This is a genomic window from Pontibacter liquoris (assembly GCF_022758235.1).
GTDB lineage: Bacteria > Bacteroidota > Bacteroidia > Cytophagales > Hymenobacteraceae > Pontibacter > Pontibacter liquoris.
The window spans coordinates 3,140,450-3,159,333 of the sequence record NZ_JALEBG010000001.1; the positions used below are offsets into that span (position 1 = coordinate 3,140,450).

Below are 18,884 nucleotides of genomic sequence, written 5' to 3' on the forward strand. Positions count from 1 at the left end.
TTTGTCAAAATTCAATCCCGCAGTACTGTCTGTTTGCCGTCAGGCCCTATTTTAATGATACGGGAAGGCTTTGCTTCTATTTTTTCCTCCTGCCGCCAGCCTACCACAAAATCTACCTGCTGCTTTATATTATCAGAAACATCCGAAAACGAAGCTGCGGTGGGTTTACCGCTTTCGTTGGCAGAGGTCGAGATGATCGGCCGGCCGATCTGGCGGATCAGCCGGTGGCAGAATTCATCAGTGGTCACCCGGATCGCTACGGTACCGTCTTCGGCAATTACCTCCCGTGGCAGGTTCTGCGCGCCTGAAAACACATAGGTGGTGGGCCGCTCCTGCTGGGAGAGCAAGGTTTCAAAATTGGCAGGCACCTCCTCCACATAACGCTGCAGCATGTCAGTATCGGCCACCAGCACAATCATGGTTTTGGACTCGGGCCGTTGCTTGATCTCATATATCTTCCGGACCGCAGCGGCATTTTCCGCATCGCAGCCCAGCCCCCATACCGTATCGGTGGGGTAAAGGATCACGTTGCCTAAAATCAACTCTTCTTCAGCAGCCTGTATCTCTTTTAAAAACTGGCTCATTTTCTTTAATTGTTAGATTGCTAATTGTTGGTTGTTTATAGTTGATTATTTCGAACAACAATCAACTATAAACAACCAACAATTTATCTTATCTCCTGCGTCAGCTCTATTAGCACGCCGTTCGCGCTTTTAGGGTGCACAAAGCACACCAGCTTGTTGTCGGCTCCTTTTTTGGGTGTTTCGTTCAGCAGCGTAAAGCCTTCCTGCTTCAGGCGGTCCATCTCCGCTATAATATCTTCTACTTCAAAAGCGATGTGATGGATGCCTTCGCCCCGTTTGGCTATAAACTTAGAGATAGCGCTATCGGGGGTGGTGCCTTCCAGCAATTCTATTTTAGTGGTGCCCACTTTAAAGAACGAGGTGTTTACATTCTCCGAGGCGACGTGTTCTGTTTTATAAGGCTCCACGCCCAGCAGCTGGAAGTATAAGCCATTTGCCTGGCTAAAATCTTTCACCGCTATTCCGATATGTTCTATATGTAGCATTTTTAATTTGTAATTAGTCTAAGTAACCTTTTTTTTGTAATTTTGCAGCGATTCAAAACTAATCATTTATACAGACTGTTACTAAAACAGGACTTAAAGCGATAAAGAATAGCGCTATGCTAACACTACCTATATACCTGGATAATAACGCCACTACGCCACTGGACCCACGCGTATTGGATGCGATGCTTCCGTACATGACCAAAATGTTTGGAAATGCTGCCTCTCGTAACCATGCCTTCGGCTGGCAGGCAGAAGAAGCCGTTGATTATGCCCGCGACCAGATCGCTGCACTGATCAATTGTTCTCCAAAAGAAATCATTTTTACCTCGGGTGCTACCGAATCAGACAACCTGGCTATTAAAGGTGTGTTTGAAATGTATGCCTCTAAAGGTAACCATATTATTACGGCTACTACCGAGCACAAGGCGGTGCTGGATACCTGCAAGCACATCGAAAAGCTGGGTGGCAAGGTAACCTACCTGCCTGTTGACGCCAAAGGCCTGATTGACCTCAAGCAACTGGAAGAAGCCATCACCGACAAAACCATCCTTATCTCGCTGATGTATGCCAACAACGAAGTAGGCGTTATACAGCCTGTTCGCGAGATCTCGGCTATTGCTAAAAAGCACGGGGTGCTGTTCTTTACAGACGGCACACAGGCCGTAGGCAAAATTCCGGTGGATGTGGAAGCAGACGGCATTGACCTGATGGCTTTCTCGGCGCACAAAATGTATGGCCCTAAAGGCGTAGGTGCTTTATACGTGCGTCGTAAAAACCCGCGTGTAAAAGTAACGGCCCAGATGGACGGCGGCGGTCACGAACGTGGTATGCGTTCCGGCACCCTGAACGTGCCCGGTATTGTAGGCTTAGGCAAAGCAGCCGAACTGGCAAAGCAGGACATGGCTTCTGATACAGCCCGTATCGCTGCCATGCGCGACCGCCTGGAGCGTGAGTTGCTGACCATCGAGGAATCGTATGTGAATGGTTCTGTAGAGCACCGTTTGCCGCATGTGTCTAACATTTCTTTTAAGTATGTGGAAGGCGAAGGCCTGATGATGGGCGTGAAAGACCTGGCCGTATCTTCCGGTTCGGCCTGTACATCTGCTTCGTTGGAGCCTTCTTATGTGCTGAAGGCCCTGGGCCTGAGCGATGACCTGGCGCACTCTTCGCTGCGTTTCGGACTGAGCCGCTTCACCACAGATGAGGAGATCGACTACGCCATCGGTCACGTGAAAGAGGCGGTAGCCAAACTGCGTGAGATGTCGCCGCTTTGGGAAATGTTTAAAGAAGGCATTGACCTGAACTCTATTGAGTGGGCAGAACATTAATAATGATGAATTAAGAATTACGAATTAATAATTATTCGTGGTTCTGATTCATTTCATATTTAGTTATTAGTAATTCGTAATTAAACAAAGCTATGGCTTATTCAGATAAAGTAATTGACCATTATAACAACCCGCGTAACGTGGGAACGCTTGACAAGGCAAAAAACAACGTAGGTACCGGCCTGGTGGGAGCACCGGAGTGTGGTGACGTGATGCGCCTGCAGATCGAAGTAGATGAAAACCAGATTATCACCGATGCCAAGTTCAAAACCTTTGGTTGTGGTTCTGCTATTGCTTCTTCTTCGCTAGCGACTGAGTGGCTCAAAGGCAAATCGGTTGATGAGGCCCTGACTATCGACAACATGGACATCGTGGAAGAGTTGGCCTTGCCGCCGGTAAAAATTCACTGCTCTGTGCTGGCCGAAGATGCAATCAAGTCTGCTATTAACGACTACAGAGTGAAGAACGGCCTTCCGGAACTGGAGCTGCCGAAGTCTCACCACTAAGCGCCCGGCTCGATGGAGTCAACTACGGAGTTGCACGTAGAGCGTGCACGCCTTCAGAAGCAGATTGAACACCACTTAGGTATAAGCGGGGGCAGTCTGCTTTTTGAGTTCAGAGAAATAGAAAAAAAGGTACGCCTTGACCTGATCACGGTAAATCCGCGCCATCACCAGTCGTTCCTGTTCCATTCCGAAACAGGGTATGACCGGGTAGATGCCCTCCGCAAAATGCTGGAGTATGTGCAGAACTACCGCGACAAGGAGAGCTCGTATACCGTGCAATGGATCTCGCGCGACGACAAGGAGCTGAACACTTCCTATTTCCGGGCACGTAATATGTATGAGGCACTTGATAAATTATACTTTGGCCGCGACATGAACACTATCACCGTTTTTAGTGTTGTATTGAATCCGGTCTCCTAACTTATACCATTATGATTACTGTATCAGATAAAGCAAAAGAGAAAGTTGTAAAGCTGAAGCACGATGCGCAGCTCGACGATACGTTTCGTTTGCGCGCTTCGGTGGCTGGCGGCGGATGCTCCGGCCTGAGCTATAAGCTGGACTTTGATGACGAAGTGAAGCCCATGGACCAGGAGTTTGAAGACAAAGGTGTGAAAGTGGTGGTAGATATGAAAAGCTTTTTATACCTGGCCGGCACTGAACTTGACTTCTCCGATGGCCTGAACGGCAAAGGCTTTTACTTTAACAACCCCAACGCTTCCCGTACCTGCGGTTGCGGCGATAGCTTTTCAGTGTAACGATAACAGCAGCTTATACAGAGCAGAAGGGCCAGCTACAAGTAGCTGGCCCTTCTTGCTTTTTTATTCCTGCCTTACTTACTTTTTTAGAAAACGGCTGGTGCTCCGTTGCCCGGTTCCATCGAGCAGCACCAGCACGTAGGTGCCGCTGCGCAGGCTGCTCACATCTAGTTCCTGCAGCCCATCAGCGCCAGAAATCTTTTGCTGCCATACTTGCTTCCCCCGCATGTCCAGGATCAGCGCCTGCTGCAAAGGCTGTTGCCCACTCCACTCTACAGAAAGGAACTGCGAGGTAATGGTGGGATAAACACTGGCTATACTTGTGGCGGCTGCGCTGCTAACCGAGACGATGCCGGAATAGGTAGCGCTGCCATCTTCATCCACTTGCTTTAACCGGTAAAAAGAGGTGCCGGATAGCGGTTGCTCATCGGTAAAGGTATAGTGGCTGACCTGCGAGGTGGTTCCGTGGCCATATACCTTTCCTACTTCTGAAAATGTTTTCCCATCTGCGCTACGCTGCACTGTAAAATGATCATTTGCTTCTTCCGAGGCTGTTTGCCAGGCTACCTCTACCCTGTTGCCGCGGGCATGGGCAGTAAAACGGACCAGTTCCACGGGTAGCACCGTAATCGGCTGGTCCTCGCTTATCGTCCATCGTAGCGTAAAATCGTCGATGGCCAGGCCGTGATCTGCCTCCAGTTCGTCGGCGTCTTTCCAGCGCAGCATCACGTAAGCCCCTGCCGGGATAGTAACCGGAATGCTGGCCGCCATCAGCCGCCGGTTTGCAGGCGCATTGCCGTTCAAAGCACCACCGGCCATATAAAATTTAGGGCCTTTAAAATCAAGCTCCGGGTAAGGTGTCCATTTCTTATCGGCTCCGGGCGCTAAGTTAAAGGAAGTATAATCGTTGCTGACCGCATAAAAGAAAGCGATCTGATGCTGCCCCGCTGTTTTGTTGGAGATACGCCACTGCTCGCCATAAAAGCTCACGTCCAGGGAGCGGATGGTATCGCCGGTATTATTCTGCAGCAGCAGCCCCCAGGCAAATTCGCCCAGTTTCAGGGAGCTGATAGAGCCTAACGCTCTGTCGGCTCCGTTGGTAGCTCCATAACTATACAGGCCGCCCGAGTTACTAGTACCGGGGTTGGCAATAAGGGCAGTTCCAGCTATGCTGCGCTGCACGTACCAGCCCGGCAGGTAAGCAGTACCGCTTGCCCAGATGGCCGTATCGGTACGTGGCAGCTCATCAAAATTCTGGTGGTATTCCAGCAAATCACGCCCCATACTTACCTGGGCAGCAGCCTTGCCGGGCAAAACCAGTACAATTAAAACAATAAAGAACAGAAGGCAGGAGAAAACCAGCCTGGCACGCTTACAATGTGTTTTCATAAATGTGGAGGACCTAACTAGCAGCCTATCAAATAGAACCTATACTATTTATATTTGCAGTTATACCTGATGCAACTCCACATCTAAGGCTTAAGTTCAAATCATACTTAAATTATTCAATAATATAGTACAATTATTTCATACAACTTCCCTATACGAGATTACCCTCGCATTATACTTTACTTCAGCTTTATACGCTCTTTCAAGCCCTTGCTTATACTTCTATACTTACCGAGAAACCATAAATAAAAAGCGCCTGCCCATGAAGTATGGGCAGGCGCTTATGGTACTTGAAGGAAGTATAACTTAGTAGGCTCTTCCTACCTTATTTTCGATGAAGTTCATAAAGGCACGGTTCACAACGCCGGTTCCGCCCGGTGTCGGGTAATTGCCTGTAAAGTACCAGTCGCCTTTGTGGTTAGGGCAAGCCTGGTGAAGGTCTTCTATGGTCTGGTAAATTACCTGCACGTCGGCAGCTACTTCGGGCGCTTTCACGATCTCTGCCACTTTATCGGCTAGCTCGTAATGCGTGAACAGATCGTATAGTTCCTGCACAAAGTTGGTTTGCTGGAAAGCCGGCGTTCCTGCTGCCGCCAGGCACTTGTCATACACGTCGTCTACTTTATTAGACAATCCACGGTCGCTCAGCAAGCCAAGCAGCGCTCTGAAGGCCACAAACTCTTTCATGCGCGACATGTCGATACCATAGCAGTCGGGGTAGCGAATCTGCGGCGCGCAGGAAACGATGATAATCTTTTTAGGCTCCAGCTTATCGAGCATCTTGATAATGCTTTTCTCCAGCGTCGTGCCGCGCACGATCGAGTCATCCAGCACCACCAGCGTATCAATACCTTTCTTCACTACCTCGTAAGTGGTATCGTATACGTGCGTCACCAGGTCATCGCGGCTGTCGTTATCGGTGATAAAGGTGCGCAGCTTTACGTCTTTGATCACCAGTTTTTCGGCACGTGGCTTGAACTGCAGAATGTCATCGAGCTGCTCTTCGGTCAGGTCCTGGTTCAGGATAGCCTGCTTCCGATATCCGCGCAGGTAATCTTCAATGCCCTTCATCATGCCCAGCCACGACGATTCGGCCGTGTTCGGGATATAAGAGAACACCGTATTTTTGAGATCGTAATCAATGGCTTCCAGTATCTGCGGGCAAAGTAGGCGGCCCATGTTCTTGCGCTCCTCATATATCTCGGGGTCATTGCCACGGGAGAAATAGATGCGCTCAAAGCTACAGGAGAGTTTCTGGCGCGGGGCGATCACTTCCACCAGCGCTGGTGTGCCGGCTTTGTCCACGATCAGAGCATGCCCCGGGGTGATTTCCTTGATAGCGCTGTACTCCACATCAAAAGCCGTTTTGATAGCCGGCTTCTCAGAGGCAATCACCACCACTTCGTCATCCACATAGTAATAAGCCGGGCGGATGCCGTTCGGATCACGCACCACAAACGAGGCACCGTAGCCGGTAAGGCCTGCCATGGCATAACCACCATCAAAATCTTTACAGGCACGCTTCAGCACACGCTGCAGATCCAGGTTCTCTTCTATCAGGCTGGTGATCTCCTTGTTCGTAAAATCTTCTTTGTAAGAATCGAAGAGGTTCTGGTTTTCTTCATCAAGGAAGTGGCCGATCTTCTCGAGCACCGTGGTGGTATCGGTTTTATGCTTGGGGTGCTGCCCCAGTTCGATCAGTTTCTGAAACTGCTCGTCCACGTTGGTCATGTTAAAGTTACCGGCCACGGCCAGGCTGCGGCTGCGCCAGTTGTTTTCACGCACCATCGGGTGGCAGTTGTCCACGGTGTTTACGCCGTGGGTGCCGTAGCGCAGGTGGCCCAGGTATACATCGCCCAGAAACGGCATGTTTTGCCAGATCCAGGTCGTGTCCTGTGCATATTCGGGGTTGCGCTCACGGAGCTTTTTGAACTCCTCCCCGATCTTGCCAAAGATGCTGTCGATGGCGCGGGTTTTTACCGAACGGAAGCGGCTGATATAATCGATGCCGGGCAGGGCATCGATCTTTATGCTGGCAACACCCGCACCGTCCTGGCCCCGGTTATGCTGCTTCTGCATGAGCAGGTACAGCTTGTTGATGCCGTACATGGGCGTGCCATATTTCTCTGTGTAATAGCTGATCGGTTTCCGGAGCCTGATTAAGGCAATCCCACATTCGTGCTTAATTGAGTCGCTCATGGATGCTGTTATAATGTCTGGGCCAGCAATTGTTCAATCCAGGTCAGCAGCAGGTCGGGCTTAAAAAACAAAACCAGCAGCGGCAGGGCAAACAATACCAGCAGCAATATACTAGACAGTGAAATAACTAAATTTTCTTCAGTTTGATTCCTTTTAAAGAAAAGGTAGAACGGTATCTTGATATAGTAAAATAAGGCTACGCCCGTAAGCAGCACGCCCGCTACCAGCAACACCAGCAGCAGGGTATTGCCGCTTACGGTATACGCCTCCCATACATGACTGAAAATAAGCAGCTTGCCTACAAACCCTGCCAGCGGCGGCAGCCCCGTAAGCGAGAGCACAAACACCAGCGCCAGCACACCCAGCAGCGGATAAGCGCGGCCAAGCCCGGCAAAATCTGCCAGTTTATTTACACCGAATTCATCCTCCGAGAGCTGCAGGAAAAGGAAGATGCCGAAGTTCATGAACAGCAACACCGTCAGGTAAAAAAGCACGCTTGCGGTATAGGGCGTGCCCAGCGCCAGCAGCCCCATCAGCAGAAAACCTGCATGGGACACCGAGGAATAAGCCAGCAGGCGCCGGGGCGTTTGCTGCCACAAGGCCGTCAGGTTGCCCACCAGCAACGTGACCATGGCCGCAATACCCAGGAAAAGCTGCACATCGGCAAAGGCCAGCGGATCGGCAAAGGCCTGCAAAAACCGCAGGATCACCAGGATGCCGGCCATCTTAGGGCCTGTAGAAAACAAGGCCACCACCGGCATAGGCGCCCCCTGGTATACATCAGGCGCCCAGAAATGAAACGGCGCAGCCGATATCTTAAAGAAAAAGCCGGCAAACACAAGTATAGCCGCTACGGTTACCAGCAGCGTGTCGGCCTGCAATAGCGCCAGCCCAAAGCTTTCGGATGTATACTGCAGGTTGCCCGTCAGCCCGTAAAAGAACGACATGCCGTACAGCATCACACCAGCCGACAGCGTTCCGTACAGCACATACTTCAGACCGGCCTCTACAGCCCGTTTTTCTTCTTTTAAAGTAAGCGTCAAGATGTAGGAGGCGATAGAAACGATCTCGATGGCCAGGAACACCATCAGCAGGTTCACGGATTTGGCCATCAGGTGTAGGCCCATCACCAGCAGCAGGATGAGGGCATAATATTCGCCGCGCCCCTGTTGGAGCTGCTCCAGCGCCCGGTTCTGCAGCGAGAGCAACACCGTAAAAATACCGGCTGCACAAAAAAGCACGCCGCCATACTGTGCCAGCCCATCGGCGCGCAGCAGGTTCAGAAAAGTACTGTTACCTGCCGTATACCCGCCGTATAACTGCACCAGCAACGCTGCAAACAGGCCCGAAAGGGCAAGCCAGGGCAGCATGGGCCGCAGCACAGGCGAGCGGAACAGGCCGAGGATAACCAGCAGCAGGAAGAAAAAAGTCAGCAGCAACTCGGGCAGCAGCGTGCCGGCCCCCGCGCTGATGGCATCAATGGTCTGGGATAAAGTAGCTGCCTGTTCGTTCACGTATTCGTTTATGCAAGTATAAATTTCAGCTTTCAGGAGCAATTACTACTCCCTTGTGCTGCTCCGGATTTATAATCCGTTACTATGGTAAAGGCGGAATTGCTGTCCGCTTGACATGCATTAGCTACTGCTGTTGCAAGACGGATTACAAATCCGCGCCAGCGATACTTTCGGATTGCAAATCCGAAAGAGCCTTTTTGAAGTGCTCTTTGGTTATTTAACCAAAGTTGACAGCACCATATGCAGCTGCTCCTGCCCGTTTTGCAGCACCAGTTCTGTTATCCCGTTCACGGCCACACTGATCTTATTGAGGAGCAGATTTGGGAAAATGCCAAAGAGCAGGGCCAGCAAGGCAAGCGGCACCAGCATCAGGTATTCCCTGAAACTGAGGTCCGTAATCTTTGCTTTCTGCCGAAGCTCCGGAAAGATCCAAAACTTGCCAAAGAACATGCGCTGCAAGGCCCACAGGTAGTAGGCCGCTGCCAGCAGCAGGCCTAACACGGCTACAACCGTAAGCCAGCGCGGCAACAGGCCGTTAGCTTCCGGCGCACTAAAGCCGCCCATCAGCACCAGTAATTCGGAAATGAAACCCGAAAAACCCGGCAACCCCAGCGACGCAAAAAAGGCGATCACCACAAAGGTAGTATAAGCCGGCATCACCCGGGCAAGGCCCCGAAAGTTCTGGATAGCCCGGTTATGAGCTCGGTCATAGATCACCCCTACCAGCAGGAACAGCATGGCCGAAATAATGCCGTGGCTGAACATCATGTAAACAGCCCCGTTCACGCCCTCGGTGGTAAGCGAGGCAAGCCCCAGCAACACAAAACCCATGTGCGACACCGACGAGTAGGCGATCAGCTTTTTGAGGTCGTTCATGGCCAGCGCATTCAGGGCACCATAGATGATGGACAACACCCCCAGGCCCCCGACAAGTATGGCGAAGTAAGCGCCCGCATCCGGAAAAACCGGGTACACGATCCGGATCAGGCCATAGCCGCCCACTTTCAAAAGTATGGCTGCCAGCAACACCGAAATGGGCGTTGGCGCCTCCACGTGCGCATCGGGCAGCCAGGTATGCACCGGCACCGACGGCACTTTGATGGCAAAGCCGGCAAACAGCAGCAGGAACGCGATAAACCGGATCGGCAGGTGCCAAAGCTGTACGCCCGACAATACATGCAGCAAACTATCCGGTATAAAGTTGGCCGGCTCCATCATGGCCGGAATGCTGAAGGTGCGCACCAGGTCGGCGCTGCTGATCGCATTTTGCTGCAGGAGCTGCTGCACCTGCCTGATGGCATCTGCAGAAGCAACGCCTTTCTGCAACAGCCCTAGTTGCGTAGCGGTAGCTACCGGATCGATCACCGAAGTATAAAGCCCGATCATCACGATCAGGATGAGCAGCGAGCCCACCAGGGTATAAATGAAGAACTTGATGGCTGCATATTCACGCTTTGGCCCGCCCCAGATGCCGATCAGGAAATACATGGGCAGCAGCATGAACTCAAAGAAGAGATAGAACAAAAAGAAATCGAGCGCCAGAAAGCAGCCCATCACGCTGGTAAGCAGCAGCAGGTAAAGCAGAAAATATCCTTTGATGTTCTTTTTGATGTTCCAGGACGAGATAACGCCGATCACGCCAACAATACCTGTGAGCAGCACCATGCTGATGCTGATGCCATCCACGCCCACAAAATAATCGATCTGAAACCGCCCCAGCGTACCAAGCGAAAACCCGATCCAGTGGAGCTTCTCCGCAAACTGGTAACCCTGCTGCCCGTTTGCTAAGGCCGCGCCATCAAAGCGGAAGTATAAAAATACAGCCAGCACCAGCTGCGCCAGCGCACCCAGCAGCGCCGCCGCTTTTATGGGCAGTTGCAGGCGCATGGGCAACACCAGCACCACAAGTGCGGCCAGCAAAGGCGTAAAAATAAGGCTGCTAAGTATAAAATCAGTCAAGAGTTCTGAATTCTGAGTTACGAGTTAGAAGTTTCTATTTTGTGCTTCCTGCGAAATTAACATCAAAACAGGACGATGTATAGTATAATCAAAATAAATCCGAAAAGAGAATAAGCATAGTAGCTCTGCACTTTGCCATTTTGCAGGTTGCGGCCCAGCCCGCCTACCAACCGCGAGAGCGCTGCCACCAGCCACACCAAGCCATCCACTACCAGGCGGTCGAACCAGGCCATTATTTTAGCAAAAACCACCAGCCATTTGCTGCCATAGTTCAGGGTATAATCGATCACGCGCTTATCTACCCGGTACAGGCCCCGGGCCAGCAACAACGCCGGCCGTACAAAAGCCCGCTGGTATACCTGGTTAAAGTATAGCTGCTGGTAGGATAAATTGCCAAGCGCGCCGTGTGGGCGGCTGTGCTGCAGCATGCCGGCCGGCTTGTTTTTATACCTGCTGACGGCAATGCCGATACCTGCCAGGGCCAACAACGCCGACAGAACGCCGAATACAATATGCAGGGTATGATTTGCCTCGTCGCGGGCGCTCACCGCCTGCACCAGGTTTTCAGCCAGTAAGGTGCTGTGCGTGGTCAGGGCCTCCAGGCTTATGCCCTGCAGCAGCCAGCTGCTGCTGAAGCTAAGCGGGTTAAGGGAAAAGAAGATCCCCAGCGATAAGGCGCCGAGCAAAAGGACAGGCAGGGCCATTACCCGTTCTACCTCCTGCCCCACTGAAAGCCGGAGCGCCTGCACCGCAAAAGGCGCCCGGAAGCTGCCAAAGAAAATGAACCATAGGTGCCGGGCCATGTAAAAAGCTGTGAGCAGCACCACCGTAAACCCGATGATCGGCACTATAAAGTATAAACCGCCGCCCATGGTTTGTGCCCACGCCCAGCTGCCCGCCAGGATGGCATCTTTAGAAAGGAAGCCCGAAAACAGCGGAAGCCCGGCCAGCGCCGCCGCCGCCAGCAGATACGTATAAAATGTGAGCGGCATTACCTTGCGCAGGCCACCCATGTTGCGGATGTCCTGCGGGTCCAGGTTTTCTGTAAGTGACAGGTGGTGCATGCCCCGGTGCATAGCATGGATAATGATACCGGCATTGAGAAAGAGCGCTGCTTTAAAAAAAGCATGGGTGGTAAGATGAAAAAGCGCTGCATCGTGCCCGCCTGTGCCCATACCCATTACCATATACCCAAGCTGCGAAATAGTCGAAAAGGCCAGTACGGCTTTGATGTCGTATTGCGTGAGCGCGGCGATAGCACCGATCAGGGCTGTGGTAGCGCCCACAACCGCTATAACGGTTAGGGCAACCGGGGTAAAAAAAGCGTAGCAGCGTGCCAGCAGGTATACGCCTGCCGCTACCATGGTTGCCGCATGGATGAGCGAGGAAACCGGTGTAGGGCCCTGCATGGCATCGGGCAGCCACACCTGCAACGGAAACTGTGCCGACTTGCCCACGCAGCCCATAAAAAGTCCCAGGCCGGCCAGCGTCAGGAACAGCGGACTGGCTTCCACCAGCCAGGCATGGCCGTGTAAAGTATAGGAAACAGTAAACTCGCCCTGTAGCCAGCTGCCGCTGCTCACCAGGGTACGCAGCGCTTCCAGGTCGAAGGTGCGGAAGAAAGTATAAAAAGCAAACAGCCCCAGCAGCAGCCCCATATCTCCTACCCTGTTCACCAGAAAAGCTTTTTTATTCGCCGCTACCGCTGCCGGCCTCTCGAACCAGAAGCCGATAAGCAGGTACGAGGAGAAGCCTACCAGTTCCCAGAACATGAAAAGCAGCAGCAGGTTATCGACCAGCACAATGCCCAGCATGCTGAACGTAAAAAGGCCCAGGTAAGCAAAGTAGCGGCTGTAGCCTTTGCCGCCGTGCATGTAGCCCACCGAAAAGAGCTGCACCAGCGTGGAAATGAAAGTAACCAGCACCAGCATCAGCACGGTGAGGTTGTCGAGCAGGATGCCTGCAGTGAAGGGGGCCATCGTTCCACCGGGAAGGCTGAACCAGGTGGTGCGGGTATGAAAAGTAGCGGTATGCCAGGTTTGCGTAAACAACCAGACTGACAACGCAAGCGTTATTGCTGATAGGCCAATGGCCAGCCAGTCGCCCTGGCGCGGGAGGCGCTTACCGAAGAAGAACAGCAGCATAAAAGCCAACAGCGGCAGCAATAGCACCACCAACGCAAGATCCGTCTGAGAGGTAGCGGCCAGAGGCTTTAAAAGTGAGGTCAGCTCCAAAGTATCGCGTCGGTTTCAGGTGATTGCCTTTTCGGCGCCCCAAAGGTACGTATATTGGCTAAATTTAATACCTATAGTTTTGGCTTTGATTGCGCTGGTGTGGGTCCACCCTGCTCCTCCTCGGATAAGGCGGGACAGGAGTGGTTTGATCTGCTACTTGCTACTTATCCACAGTGGCAATCTCGCTCAGGTTGGCGGTTTTAAAATACTGGTACACGCGCAGCACAATGGCCAGCGCCACGGCAGCTTCGGCGGCGGCCACCACAATCACGAACAAGGCAAACAGTTGCCCCTGCATCAGCGACGGGTCGTAACGGCTAAACGCTACCAGGTTGAGGTTAGCGGCATTAAAGATCAGCTCAATACCCATCAGCACTACCACGGCATGGCGTTTGGTGATCACGGCCAGGATGCCGAGGCTGAAAATCACAGCGCTCAGTAAAAGAATATGTTCCAGCGGAATCTGTTCCATACTTATACTTTGGGTTTATCGGTGGCAATGTACGCGGCCCCCATCAGTGCGATCAGCAGCAGCAGGGAAGCCAGTTCAAAAGGCAGCACTACATCGGTCATCAGCTTGATGCCTATAGTTTGAACGGTACTTTTCTGGTTGCCCAGCACATCCATCTCGGTTGTTTGCAGCCACGGTAGCGAACTGATGTTTGCCCTCCGGATCGCATAACTCAAGCCCACAAGTATAAGTCCGGACACCAGCCCTCCCCAAACAATATTGCCGTTCTCAGAGCGCACCGACTTATCCCGCACCCGGCTGCTGAGCATGATGCCGAAAAGGATAAGCACCAGCACCCCGCCCACATACACCATCAGTTGGGTAACGGCAATAAAATCGGCGAACAGCAGCACGTAAATGCCGGCTATACTTAGCAGCGTGATCAGCAGCGAAAAACCGGCATACAGCAGGTTACGCGTCAGCACCATGTAGGCTCCTGAAACGACGGCTAGTATGGCAAAGAGGTAGAAAAGCACGGTTGTGTTGTTAGTTATTAATTGTTCGTCTTCTGGCGATAGCGTCTGCCTGAGCCCTTATAGCAATTATCAATAATTACTGCTGCAGCGTTATCAGTATATCAGTAATCAAAAGAGCCACTAATCAAATATCTTTAAATAGGCTACTTTCCTCACTAATAGGCAATTCACCCGCTATCTTTGATAATTCTTCTACAATTGAGTAGCATTCTTTGTATAGAAAATCAAGCTGCCTTATTGTTACTTTAAGACTATCCTTATTCTTCTGGTCAGTGATTGGTATTCGACCTGAAAATTTGACTCCAAATAGCTCATCATCGGTTGATCTCATCCAGCAAAAATGTGCAAATTGATTTCTTTTTCCCCTGGCACCTTTAACTCTGCTATTTATAGACTTAATTCTATCTACTACCTCCTTTGATATAAGCTTATACTTGTATCTTCTGGCATGAAGATCTAATGCATTTGAAATTGCATCTTGTAGTTTATTTGCTGTAAAGCTTTCTGTAAATGTTAAGCTTAGGAATGGTGGTGTCAGTAACAATCTCCCTAAAATCTCTCCTAGTAAATACTCTATATTAGAAAATTCAACTACAATTTTACCTATTAGACAAAATTGTGCATCTGTTAGCTCTGAGAATTTTGATGTATGATTTAGAGGCATAATTTTAAGAATCTATCACCCCTGTTTTCTTGCTGCCAGTGCCACAGCTTTGGCAGCCGCCATTTCTTCCTGCTGCCTGGCCAGCAGCTGCTTCTTTTCTTCGGCCTGTTCCGGCGTGAGGTCGGTAAAGTGGTAAACCATGTTTTTGATGTCTACTTCCGCAAAATCATACACCGGCGTCATAGTCAGGCAGTCAGTAGGGCACACGGTGGTGCACAAGCCACAGTAGCAGCATTGCGCCAGGTCGATATCGAATACAGGCGCATACAGGCGCTTTTTAGTCCCGTCGGACGTGGTGCCAATCTCTTCCGTCGCTTTCACAGACTCGATGGTAATGCAGTTTACCGGACAGATCTTGGCGCAGAGGTCGCATACAATGCAATCGTCTATCTCGTTGTGCAGGCGGTAGCGGCCGTTATCCGGAACAGGCAGAGCCTCGTACGGGTAGGTTAGTGTCACTAGTCCATCGGGCTGCTTAAAGTAGTTATCGTCCGTCACATACTCGGGAGTGCGTCGGTTACGGGCTTTCCGGAAATGGCGCCACGTCAGAGCAAGCCCGCTCAGCAGCGACTTGATTGCAAACCAGAATCCGGATGTATGTTTTATGGCTTTTTGCTCCATACTTAGTTTGACACAAGACACAGGACATAAGACTTTCTTATAACCCTATCTCCCCTCCGATGTGAGGAATACTATTATCGTATGTCTTGCGTCTTATGTCTAATGTCTTACGTCTAAAATCAAACCATTAACAGCCGCCAGATGCCGGCACCTAACACGACAGCCAGCGCCAGGGGCGTGAGCACTTTCCAGCACAGGTGCATGAGCTGGTCCACGCGCAGGCGCGGATACGTCCAGCGGATCTGCAGCTGCAGAAACAGCAGCACAAAGGTTTTGCTCAGCAGCCAGAAGCCGCCCCAAAGTATACTTGACCATTCCCCTACCGTGCCCGAGGTCCAGTAAGCCAGGCTCACAGGGCCAATGTTCGGCAGCGGCGTATTCCAGCTACCCAGGAAAAGCACAACGGCTACCAGGCTTACCAGCACCATCATACTATACTCAGCCAGAAACAGCACGGCAAACCGGAAGCCCGAGTATTCTACGTGAAATCCTGCTACCAACTCCGATTCTGCCTCCGGAATATCGAAAGGCGCGCGGTTGCTCTCGGCCAGCGAGGCAATAAAGTAGATCACAAACGAAACCAGCAGCAAGGGTGCCCGGAAAATGTTCCAGGTCGTGATGCCGCCAACCAAGGTGGTGTTTATACCCAGGGCTTTGATGCCAAAGAGCCAGTTCATTTCATATTCCTGCCCCGGAAATTGGTTTATGAGCGCCCCCTGCTGGTAACTGATCTCCTGGAAATCCAGCGACTGGCAGATCATCACCGCCGAAAGTATGGCCAGCCCCGCCGGTACCTCATACGACACGATCTGGGCCACCGAGCGCATCGCGCCCAGCATGGCATACTTGTTATTAGAACCCCAGCCCGCCATTAGCAAGCCCACCACATCGAGCGAGATTATGGCAAGCAAATAAAATACGCCAATGCCAATACCGGCCGGCACCAGCGAAGGCGTGAACGGGATGACGGCAAAGCCCGCGAAAACAGCGGCGAAGATAAGTACAGGGGCAAGTTTGAAAAGATTTTTATCGGCAGCGGCGGGCACAATGTCTTCTTTCTGGAGCAGCTTGAGCACGTCCAGCACCGCTTGCAGCGAACCATACGGGCCGGCCTCGGTTGGCCCCAGGCGGTCCTGCATAAAAGCTGCCACTTTCCGCTCCGCATACGCCAGCACGATCACGATCCCGAGCAAGAGTACAAGTGTCAGCACAAAAGCAAGCATAAGCGGGTGGGTTGGTTTAAGGCAAAGGTAGGGGTTTCATTTGAAAATGTGGAGATGAGGAGATTTGAAGATGCTCGTGTTCCTATAGGTCAAATAATTTCATCCCGTCAACGACTTCATTCCCTATGAAATTGACAAGAGATTTTGCCCAACTATTTTCCATACATGATCTTCCTTCTTCAGAAAATAAGCTTTTTCGGTTCCCCAATCCGGACCTATAAAGTAGCTAATTACAATAATGGCAAAGTTGGCAGCCTTATCAAATGAGACCTTTTTCATACTCACTACAGCTAAAGGTTTCTTCCTATTATAAGAACCGGTTGGCTTTTTAATGAACAGAGGTTTGTATTTGTATACAGACTTAACCCAGTTCGAACCTTTATACTTTTGCCATTTTACTGCACTATCAGCAATAATCAATTTAAATTGCTCCAGGTCAAACCCCTTATACTTTTTCAAAAGCTTATCACCATTGCCATAGTATCTTTCTTCAGATAGAAGTTGCTTACCAAAAGTATCTGTTCCGCCTTCATGATTAAAAATCACTTCAACAACTATACTATCGTTCACCATCAATGGCTCCGCACCTAACCAATTCTCAGAAGGCCCCAGCAAAGAGTCGAAAGCTAAACTATAGATTTGAGTAAGATCATCCTGCGTAAACGGAATTTCAACCAGCTTTTCTTCTTGCTGTACCTGGCTACAAGAGAATGCGAACAGACATAAAAGTAACGTATAGCTGTATTTCATAGCTTCCCATCAAACTCTCTAACTTTCTAACTCATACTACTCCCACAAGGGGTAATGCTCCAGGTGCACCTGGCGTTTAAAGAAGATGCGGGTACTTTCCTCGAAGGAACGGGTAAAGTCCGAAACGTAAAATTTGTGATCGCCCACCAGTTTGTCCGATGCCAAATGATGTTCTTCCAGAAAGGCCTTTACATTTTGGGCTACAATCTGGCTGGCGTCCAGCACATCCACATTCCCCTTGTAGTATTTTTCGATCTGCTTTTTAATAAGTGGGTAATGGGTGCAGCCAAGTATAAGCGCCTGTATGTGCTGAAGCTCAGGGTTGGAGAGGTAAGCATGGATGACGCTCTCTGAAATAGAGTCGTTATAAAAGCCTTCTTCGATCATGTCAGCCAGAAGCGGTGTCGCCAGCGACTTCAGGGTAATCTCTTTGTCCAGCTCGTCTACCTTCTTTTTGTATACATTGGAGTTGATCGTCTGCTTGGTGCCGATAAGCCCGATCGTTTTCCCCGGATAAGTTTGGCTGATGTAACTTACCGTGGGGTCGATCACGTTGAGCACCTTTGCCTTGCTGCCCACATACTCCTTCACCAGTTCATAAGCTGCCGCCGAGGCCGAGTTACAGGCAATCAGGATCACCTTACACTGCTGCCGGATCAACAGGTCGCATATTTTAACTGCGTATGCCTGTATAGCCGCTGTCGACTTATCGCCATACGGCAGGTGGGCTGTGTCGCCAAAGTAAATGATGCGCTCATGTGGCAGCACATGCATGATCGCTTTGGCTACGGTAAGCCCCCCGATCCCGCTATCAAAAATGCCTATCGGCCGGTATGTTAAATCTTGTACCATCAGCAGCGAAGTTATGTAAAAGGGAATAACCTTCATTCACTTAATTTAAATATCCTTTTACCCGGCTTTGGCCAGGCAGTTGAATTTTAATCAGCCTTATAAAGTTTAATTCTGAAATAACTTTTTCATACTTGTTTTACCCTTAATATTATTTTAGTTAAATAATTTGTTGTTTTTAATCTATTACTTATATTTAATGACCTAAAGGGCAAAGCATTAGCACCTCTGACGGATCCGCCAGGTCAGTCCACGGTCGTAACAAATTTCCTATTAAAGTCTGCTTCCATCTGTTTCAACCTTAACTGAATCCCTTATGCACACGGCTTCCACTATTCTGACTCCCACCACCTTAAAGCGTACCTCGCTTTACGGCAGCCTGGCAAACCGTTTCGTCGCCAGTTTGGTTGATACCACCCTGCTGGTTTTCTGGTATACGATCGTGCTCTATTCTACTATCCGGACGCCCGACCACACATATACCTGGAAAGATCTGTTGCTGGAAAACGATTTTAGCCTACTCAAATTGCTGCTGGTGGGCAAAATGCTGTTTCTCAACAGCTACTTCCCTGTGCTGCACTGGCTCTACTATACCTTGCTGGAATCTTCTCCAAAGCAGGCCACTGTGGGCAAATTTACGCTTGGGCTAAAAGTAACCGATGTGCGGGGCAAACGCATCACGTTTGCACAGGCAAACCTGCGCTATTTCTCTAAAATAATTTCGGCCCTGCCGGCCGGCATGGGGTTCCTGCTGATCCTGTCGACGCGCCGTAACCAGATGCTGCACGACTACATAGCACGCACCGTCGTAGTCTCTGAATAGAACACAGG

19 protein-coding genes are annotated in these 18,884 nt (G+C 50.7%); 5 read left to right on the forward strand and 14 right to left on the reverse strand.

Annotated features, from left to right (window positions below; translation table 11 throughout):
- Window positions 1–11: 11 nt before the first annotated feature.
- Entirely contained in the window at window positions 12–584 is a 573-nt protein-coding gene (locus LWL52_RS13030; RefSeq protein ID WP_242920488.1) for an L-threonylcarbamoyladenylate synthase, read from the reverse strand.
- Window positions 585–667: 83 nt separating this feature from the next.
- Window positions 668–1,069 carry a methylmalonyl-CoA epimerase gene (gene mce, locus LWL52_RS13035; RefSeq protein WP_242920490.1) on the reverse strand — a complete coding sequence of 134 codons (402 nt, stop codon included), beginning with the start codon at window positions 1,067–1,069 and terminating at the stop codon, window positions 668–670.
- Window positions 1,070–1,185: 116 nt separating this feature from the next.
- Between mce and LWL52_RS13040 the strand changes: the two genes are divergently transcribed.
- From LWL52_RS13040 to LWL52_RS13055, 4 genes are all read left to right on the forward strand, one after another.
- Window positions 1,186–2,400, forward strand: coding sequence for an IscS subfamily cysteine desulfurase (locus LWL52_RS13040; protein ID WP_242920492.1), 1,215 nt, complete (start codon window positions 1,186–1,188; stop codon window positions 2,398–2,400).
- 92 nt (window positions 2,401–2,492) lie between these two features.
- Window positions 2,493–2,906, forward strand: coding sequence for a Fe-S cluster assembly scaffold IscU (iscU, locus tag LWL52_RS13045; RefSeq protein ID WP_242920494.1), 414 nt, complete (start codon window positions 2,493–2,495; stop codon window positions 2,904–2,906).
- Window positions 2,907–2,918: 12 nt separating this feature from the next.
- Window positions 2,919–3,326: a hypothetical protein gene (locus LWL52_RS13050; protein ID WP_242920496.1), complete on the forward strand. Its 408-nt coding sequence runs from the start codon at window positions 2,919–2,921 to the stop codon at window positions 3,324–3,326.
- 11 nt (window positions 3,327–3,337) lie between these two features.
- Complete coding sequence (locus tag LWL52_RS13055; RefSeq protein WP_242920498.1) at window positions 3,338–3,664, forward strand: HesB/IscA family protein; 327 nt, start codon at window positions 3,338–3,340, stop codon at window positions 3,662–3,664.
- 78 nt (window positions 3,665–3,742) lie between these two features.
- Here the strand turns inward: LWL52_RS13055 and LWL52_RS13060 are convergent, their stop codons facing one another.
- The 12 genes from LWL52_RS13060 to murI all read right to left on the reverse strand — a co-directional run bounded on the left by LWL52_RS13060 (window position 3,743) and on the right by murI (window position 18,056).
- Window positions 3,743–5,053, reverse strand: a complete 1,311-nt coding sequence (locus tag LWL52_RS13060) for a T9SS type A sorting domain-containing protein (protein WP_242920500.1) — start codon at window positions 5,051–5,053, stop codon at window positions 3,743–3,745.
- Window positions 5,054–5,359: 306 nt separating this feature from the next.
- Window positions 5,360–7,252 (reverse strand): amidophosphoribosyltransferase, encoded by a 1,893-nt coding sequence (locus LWL52_RS13065; RefSeq protein WP_242920502.1) that lies wholly within the window; start codon window positions 7,250–7,252, stop codon window positions 5,360–5,362.
- Between the two features lie 8 nt (window positions 7,253–7,260).
- A complete protein-coding gene (locus tag LWL52_RS13070; RefSeq protein ID WP_242920504.1) occupies window positions 7,261–8,766 on the reverse strand; it encodes an NADH-quinone oxidoreductase subunit N in 1,506 nt (501 codons plus the stop codon).
- Between the two features lie 213 nt (window positions 8,767–8,979).
- Window positions 8,980–10,725: a complex I subunit 4 family protein gene (locus tag LWL52_RS13075; protein ID WP_437179347.1), complete on the reverse strand. Its 1,746-nt coding sequence runs from the start codon at window positions 10,723–10,725 to the stop codon at window positions 8,980–8,982.
- 62 nt (window positions 10,726–10,787) lie between these two features.
- Window positions 10,788–12,959: an NADH-quinone oxidoreductase subunit L gene (gene nuoL / locus LWL52_RS13080; protein ID WP_242920506.1), complete on the reverse strand. Its 2,172-nt coding sequence runs from the start codon at window positions 12,957–12,959 to the stop codon at window positions 10,788–10,790.
- A 160-nt stretch (window positions 12,960–13,119) separates the two neighbouring features.
- Entirely contained in the window at window positions 13,120–13,431 is a 312-nt protein-coding gene (gene nuoK, locus LWL52_RS13085) for an NADH-quinone oxidoreductase subunit NuoK (RefSeq protein WP_255749322.1), read from the reverse strand.
- A 2-nt stretch (window positions 13,432–13,433) separates the two neighbouring features.
- A complete protein-coding gene (locus LWL52_RS13090) occupies window positions 13,434–13,946 on the reverse strand; it encodes an NADH-quinone oxidoreductase subunit J family protein (RefSeq protein ID WP_242920508.1) in 513 nt (170 codons plus the stop codon).
- A 124-nt stretch (window positions 13,947–14,070) separates the two neighbouring features.
- Entirely contained in the window at window positions 14,071–14,610 is a 540-nt protein-coding gene (locus LWL52_RS13095; protein WP_242920510.1) for a hypothetical protein, read from the reverse strand.
- 15 nt (window positions 14,611–14,625) lie between these two features.
- Window positions 14,626–15,231 (reverse strand): NuoI/complex I 23 kDa subunit family protein, encoded by a 606-nt coding sequence (locus tag LWL52_RS13100; RefSeq protein ID WP_242920512.1) that lies wholly within the window; start codon window positions 15,229–15,231, stop codon window positions 14,626–14,628.
- A gap of 119 nt (window positions 15,232–15,350) precedes the next feature.
- A complete protein-coding gene (locus LWL52_RS13105; protein ID WP_242920514.1) occupies window positions 15,351–16,454 on the reverse strand; it encodes a complex I subunit 1/NuoH family protein in 1,104 nt (367 codons plus the stop codon).
- 123 nt (window positions 16,455–16,577) lie between these two features.
- Window positions 16,578–17,204, reverse strand: a complete 627-nt coding sequence (locus tag LWL52_RS13110) for a hypothetical protein (protein ID WP_242920516.1) — start codon at window positions 17,202–17,204, stop codon at window positions 16,578–16,580.
- Between the two features lie 36 nt (window positions 17,205–17,240).
- Window positions 17,241–18,056 (reverse strand): glutamate racemase, encoded by an 816-nt coding sequence (gene murI, locus LWL52_RS13115; RefSeq protein ID WP_242920518.1) that lies wholly within the window; start codon window positions 18,054–18,056, stop codon window positions 17,241–17,243.
- A gap of 313 nt (window positions 18,057–18,369) precedes the next feature.
- Here murI and LWL52_RS13120 point away from each other — a divergent pair, with 313 nt between their 5' ends.
- The gene (locus LWL52_RS13120; protein ID WP_242920520.1) at window positions 18,370–18,876 is read left to right on the forward strand and encodes an RDD family protein; all 507 of its coding nucleotides are present in this window, start codon (window positions 18,370–18,372) and stop codon (window positions 18,874–18,876) included.
- The last annotated feature ends 8 nt before the right edge of the window (window positions 18,877–18,884 follow it).

Bases quoted from the DNA above. Each gene is read 5' to 3' on its own strand.
- LWL52_RS13040 (WP_242920492.1), top strand. From the start codon at position 1,186: ATGCTAACACTACCTATATACCTGGATAATAACGCCACTACGCCACTG.
- LWL52_RS13095 (WP_242920510.1), bottom strand. From the start codon at position 14,610: ATGCCTCTAAATCATACATCAAAATTCTCAGAGCTAACAGATGCACAA.
- mce (WP_242920490.1), bottom strand. From the start codon at position 1,069: ATGCTACATATAGAACATATCGGAATAGCGGTGAAAGATTTTAGCCAG.
- LWL52_RS13100 (WP_242920512.1), bottom strand. From the start codon at position 15,231: ATGGAGCAAAAAGCCATAAAACATACATCCGGATTCTGGTTTGCAATC.
- LWL52_RS13055 (WP_242920498.1), top strand. From the start codon at position 3,338: ATGATTACTGTATCAGATAAAGCAAAAGAGAAAGTTGTAAAGCTGAAG.
- nuoK (WP_255749322.1), bottom strand. From the start codon at position 13,431: ATGGAACAGATTCCGCTGGAACATATTCTTTTACTGAGCGCTGTGATT.
- LWL52_RS13065 (WP_242920502.1), bottom strand. From the start codon at position 7,252: ATGAGCGACTCAATTAAGCACGAATGTGGGATTGCCTTAATCAGGCTC.
- LWL52_RS13120 (WP_242920520.1), top strand. From the start codon at position 18,370: ATGCACACGGCTTCCACTATTCTGACTCCCACCACCTTAAAGCGTACC.
- murI (WP_242920518.1), bottom strand. From the start codon at position 18,056: ATGGTACAAGATTTAACATACCGGCCGATAGGCATTTTTGATAGCGGG.
- LWL52_RS13105 (WP_242920514.1), bottom strand. From the start codon at position 16,454: ATGCTTGCTTTTGTGCTGACACTTGTACTCTTGCTCGGGATCGTGATC.
- iscU (WP_242920494.1), top strand. From the start codon at position 2,493: ATGGCTTATTCAGATAAAGTAATTGACCATTATAACAACCCGCGTAAC.
- LWL52_RS13030 (WP_242920488.1), bottom strand. From the start codon at position 584: ATGAGCCAGTTTTTAAAAGAGATACAGGCTGCTGAAGAAGAGTTGATT.
- LWL52_RS13110 (WP_242920516.1), bottom strand. From the start codon at position 17,204: ATGAAATACAGCTATACGTTACTTTTATGTCTGTTCGCATTCTCTTGT.
- LWL52_RS13050 (WP_242920496.1), top strand. From the start codon at position 2,919: ATGGAGTCAACTACGGAGTTGCACGTAGAGCGTGCACGCCTTCAGAAG.
- LWL52_RS13060 (WP_242920500.1), bottom strand. From the start codon at position 5,053: ATGAAAACACATTGTAAGCGTGCCAGGCTGGTTTTCTCCTGCCTTCTG.